The organism is Nostoc sp. (genome assembly GCF_036917775.1).
In the GTDB taxonomy this organism is placed as follows: domain Bacteria; phylum Cyanobacteriota; class Cyanobacteriia; order Cyanobacteriales; family Nostocaceae; genus Nostoc.
In genome coordinates this window covers 1-2,859 of sequence record NZ_JBALEQ010000160.1, presented here as the reverse complement: position 1 = coordinate 2,859, position 2,859 = coordinate 1, and the positions used below count along the sequence as shown (strand labels likewise).

Annotated in this window: 7 protein-coding genes; all 7 read left to right on the top strand. The window is 40.2% G+C overall.

Features of this window, described 5'->3' with window-relative positions; all coding sequences use genetic code 11:
* The coding region (locus tag V7K69_RS32115; protein WP_335042220.1) for a HEAT repeat domain-containing protein at window positions 1–381 on the top strand (381 nt) is incomplete at its 5' end.
* A 15-nt stretch (window positions 382–396) separates the two neighbouring features.
* On the top strand, window positions 397–627 hold the full coding sequence (locus V7K69_RS32110; protein WP_179071834.1) for a hypothetical protein: 231 nt from the start codon (window positions 397–399) through the stop codon (window positions 625–627).
* Window positions 620–880 carry a type II toxin-antitoxin system RelE family toxin gene (locus V7K69_RS32105; protein WP_335042217.1) on the top strand — a complete coding sequence of 87 codons (261 nt, stop codon included), beginning with the start codon at window positions 620–622 and terminating at the stop codon, window positions 878–880. Before V7K69_RS32110 ends, V7K69_RS32105 begins: the two co-directional genes overlap by 8 nt.
* Window positions 873–1,103 (top strand): type II toxin-antitoxin system HicB family antitoxin, encoded by a 231-nt coding sequence (locus V7K69_RS32100; protein ID WP_335042213.1) that lies wholly within the window; start codon window positions 873–875, stop codon window positions 1,101–1,103. Before V7K69_RS32105 ends, V7K69_RS32100 begins: the two co-directional genes overlap by 8 nt.
* A 32-nt stretch (window positions 1,104–1,135) precedes the next feature.
* Window positions 1,136–1,390: a hypothetical protein gene (locus V7K69_RS32095; protein WP_335042210.1), complete on the top strand. Its 255-nt coding sequence runs from the start codon at window positions 1,136–1,138 to the stop codon at window positions 1,388–1,390.
* 9 nt (window positions 1,391–1,399) lie between these two features.
* Window positions 1,400–1,840 (top strand): HNH endonuclease, encoded by a 441-nt coding sequence (locus V7K69_RS32090; protein ID WP_335042207.1) that lies wholly within the window; start codon window positions 1,400–1,402, stop codon window positions 1,838–1,840.
* A gap of 90 nt (window positions 1,841–1,930) precedes the next feature.
* The gene (locus V7K69_RS32085; RefSeq protein ID WP_335042205.1) at window positions 1,931–2,407 is read left to right on the top strand and encodes a hypothetical protein; all 477 of its coding nucleotides are present in this window, start codon (window positions 1,931–1,933) and stop codon (window positions 2,405–2,407) included.
* The last annotated feature ends 452 nt before the right edge of the window (window positions 2,408–2,859 follow it).

Genomic DNA, 2,859 nt, shown 5'->3' with positions numbered 1-2,859 from the left:
AACTGGAATGTGCGACGTGCAGCAGTCGAAGAATTAGCGAATCACTTCAAAGATGACCCCGACACCAAATCTATCCTCAAAGAACGCGCTACCCAAGATGATAACTGGAATGTGCGAGGTGCAGCAGTTCAAAAATTAGCTAAATACTTTAAATATCAGCCTGAGTTGTTTGACATCTACCACAACTGCGCTATTAATGACCCCTTTGAGCGTAAGAAAAAGAATGAAACTAATCCTCGGCGCATTGCACTAGAGATAATTATCAAGCAATTTCCTCAGCATCCCCAGACTTTACCACTGTTGCGCGATCGCGCAGAGAATGACCCAGATGAGCAAGTGCGGGAATTTGCTCAGAAGAAGTTGGCACAATTAGAGAAGTAAAAGAGTAGTGAAAACATGAATAACACAGAAGTTCGTCAGCAAATCAACCAATATTTAGATGTATTATCTTCAGAACGCTTACAACTGGTTGCTGATTTTTTAGCATATCTAGCAGATAAGGAGAGTGAAGATGCTACCCAAGAGTTACTTGATATCCCTGGATTTATTGAATCATTTGAAGAAGGTAAAAAAGATATTGCTGAAGGTCGGGTAAAAAGCTGGAGAACAATTCGGTCTGATGTATAACGTTGTGTTATCTGCCAAAGCCGAGGAGATTTTTGCTACAGCAGACCAAGCTTTAGCCAAAAAAGTTGCTAGATGCTTTGAGCAACTAGAACAAAATCCTCGGTTTCATCCTAATGTTAAACCTCTCAAAGGTGACTTTGCAGGTTATTATCGCTATCGCATTGGTGACTATCGAGTAATCTATCAAGTTGATGATGGAACAAATCAAGTCATGGTAACTACTATTGCTCATCGACGAGAAGCTTATGAATAAATATACAATCGTGATTCAATGGTCAGAAGAAGACCAATGTTATGTGGTTTTGCTACCTGAGTTTACGGATATAATGCAGCCTTGCACTCACGGAGAGACTTACGAAGACGCTCTTAAAAATGCTCAAGAAGTTTTAGAAATGCTGATTGAATCATCTTTGGCTGACGGTGAACCTCTACCAGAGCCAAAAACACTAGTAAAGTCATTAAAAGTAACGTTGTAAATCAGTAAAATTAAATAAAAATAGGTAATCTCATGACTACATCTGTAAATACAGCCAAAGTCTACGATGAAATTATAGAGTTTATTGCTGCGGGAACCACTCCCCAAAGTGTTATCGATTTCAAACTCTCGGATGCAGCCAAAGACCGTTTAGAGGATTTGGTTTATCGCGCAAAAACTGAAGGTCTTACAGGAAGTGACCAGCGAGAGTTAGATCATTTCCTCACGCTAGAGCATATTATGAGGTTGGCAAAAGCAAAAGCTCACCAGTATATTAACCCTAAGTAAGTATTCAAAATGCCTCGTCTATATATTAATGCAGAACTGCGGCGTTTAGTTGCCGATCGCGCCGCCCATCTATACGAGTATTGTTTATATCCAGAATTAGACGGCTTAGGTTTTCAAGTTGACCATATAATCAGTGTCAAACACGGCGGCGCTACAACAGCAGATAATCTCTGCTATGCCTGTATTTTCTGTAACCTGCAAAAAGGCACGGATTTGGGGTCAATTAATTGGCAAACTGGCGAACTTGTGCGGTTTTTTAACCCACGCAGAGACTTTTGGGGCGATCATTTTCAACTTGATGAGGCTGTAATTCAGCATCAAACAGATATTGGTGAAGTCACCGCACGTATTCTAGATTTTAACGGCGATGAAAGGATTATAGAACGACAAGCTTTGATTGCATCTGGTCAGTATCCCTCAGCATCAGCGCTAAAACAGATAAATAAATAGGTTATGATGTGCGATCGCACTTACCAATGGGAATTCTATACTTAGCAACTATTGCTACTTCACCATTAGAACTCCCAAGGTAAATATATCATGGCTTATCAGAATATTGCCGCCTCCCTTTCGCCACAAGATATCCAAGAAATTAAAGCCGCGCTACAGACAGTCCAAAAAAAGATGCCCTTTCTGATTACTCTCAGCAATGAAGAACGGCGTAAGTTGGTAAAAATGGGCGATAAAAGCCTAGCCTTTGTGAACAATAGCATTACTGCTGCTCAGTCTAACCGCGAAATCCTTCCAGCTACTTTTGACGTTGAGGAACTGGTTCAAGATTATCAATTAGCTGCTGCGCTTACCGAACTTTTAACCTCAATGCAGCAACTCACCGAACAGGTAGATGATACCCTAATGGCTGTCGGTAGTGAGGCGATGACTAGCAGTTTGACTGTTTATGATTACGTGAAGACTGCATCAAAAAAGACTCCAGGCTTAAAAACTGTTGCTGAACAGTTGGGCGAACGCTTTAAGGCTATCAAAGGTAGACCGACTAAAGCTGCGTCTGGTTCTTGAGTCTTTGATACTCATTAATAAGCCTTTGAACTTCATTAATGAGTCTTTGATACTCATTAATGAGTCTTTGAACTCCATTAATGAGTCTTGGAACTCCATTAATGAGTCTTGGAACTCCATTAATGAGTCTTGGAACTCCATTAATCAGCCTTGGAACTCCGTTAAAGAGTATTTAAACTTCATTAAAGAGTATTTGAACTCCATTAATCAGCCTTGGAACTCCATTAAAGAGTATTTGAACTCCATTAATCAGCCTTTGATACTCATTAATCAGCCTCTACAAGTTTTGTGGCTAGGGTAGCATAGCTTTACACCGCTACAGTAATCAGCAATTATTACTTATTATGCCGCTCCAAAAGGTTGTTTGAAAAGTGGTTGGCTGTGATTTTAGGCACTTATTGATCCCCCCTAACCCCCCTTAAAAAAGCTATCCATTAGTCACATCTTTCTTA

Bases quoted from the DNA above. Each gene is read 5' to 3' on its own strand.
- V7K69_RS32110 (WP_179071834.1), top strand. From the start codon at position 397: ATGAATAACACAGAAGTTCGTCAGCAAATCAACCAATATTTAGATGTA.
- V7K69_RS32105 (WP_335042217.1), top strand. From the start codon at position 620: ATGTATAACGTTGTGTTATCTGCCAAAGCCGAGGAGATTTTTGCTACA.
- V7K69_RS32100 (WP_335042213.1), top strand. From the start codon at position 873: ATGAATAAATATACAATCGTGATTCAATGGTCAGAAGAAGACCAATGT.
- V7K69_RS32095 (WP_335042210.1), top strand. From the start codon at position 1,136: ATGACTACATCTGTAAATACAGCCAAAGTCTACGATGAAATTATAGAG.
- V7K69_RS32090 (WP_335042207.1), top strand. From the start codon at position 1,400: ATGCCTCGTCTATATATTAATGCAGAACTGCGGCGTTTAGTTGCCGAT.
- V7K69_RS32085 (WP_335042205.1), top strand. From the start codon at position 1,931: ATGGCTTATCAGAATATTGCCGCCTCCCTTTCGCCACAAGATATCCAA.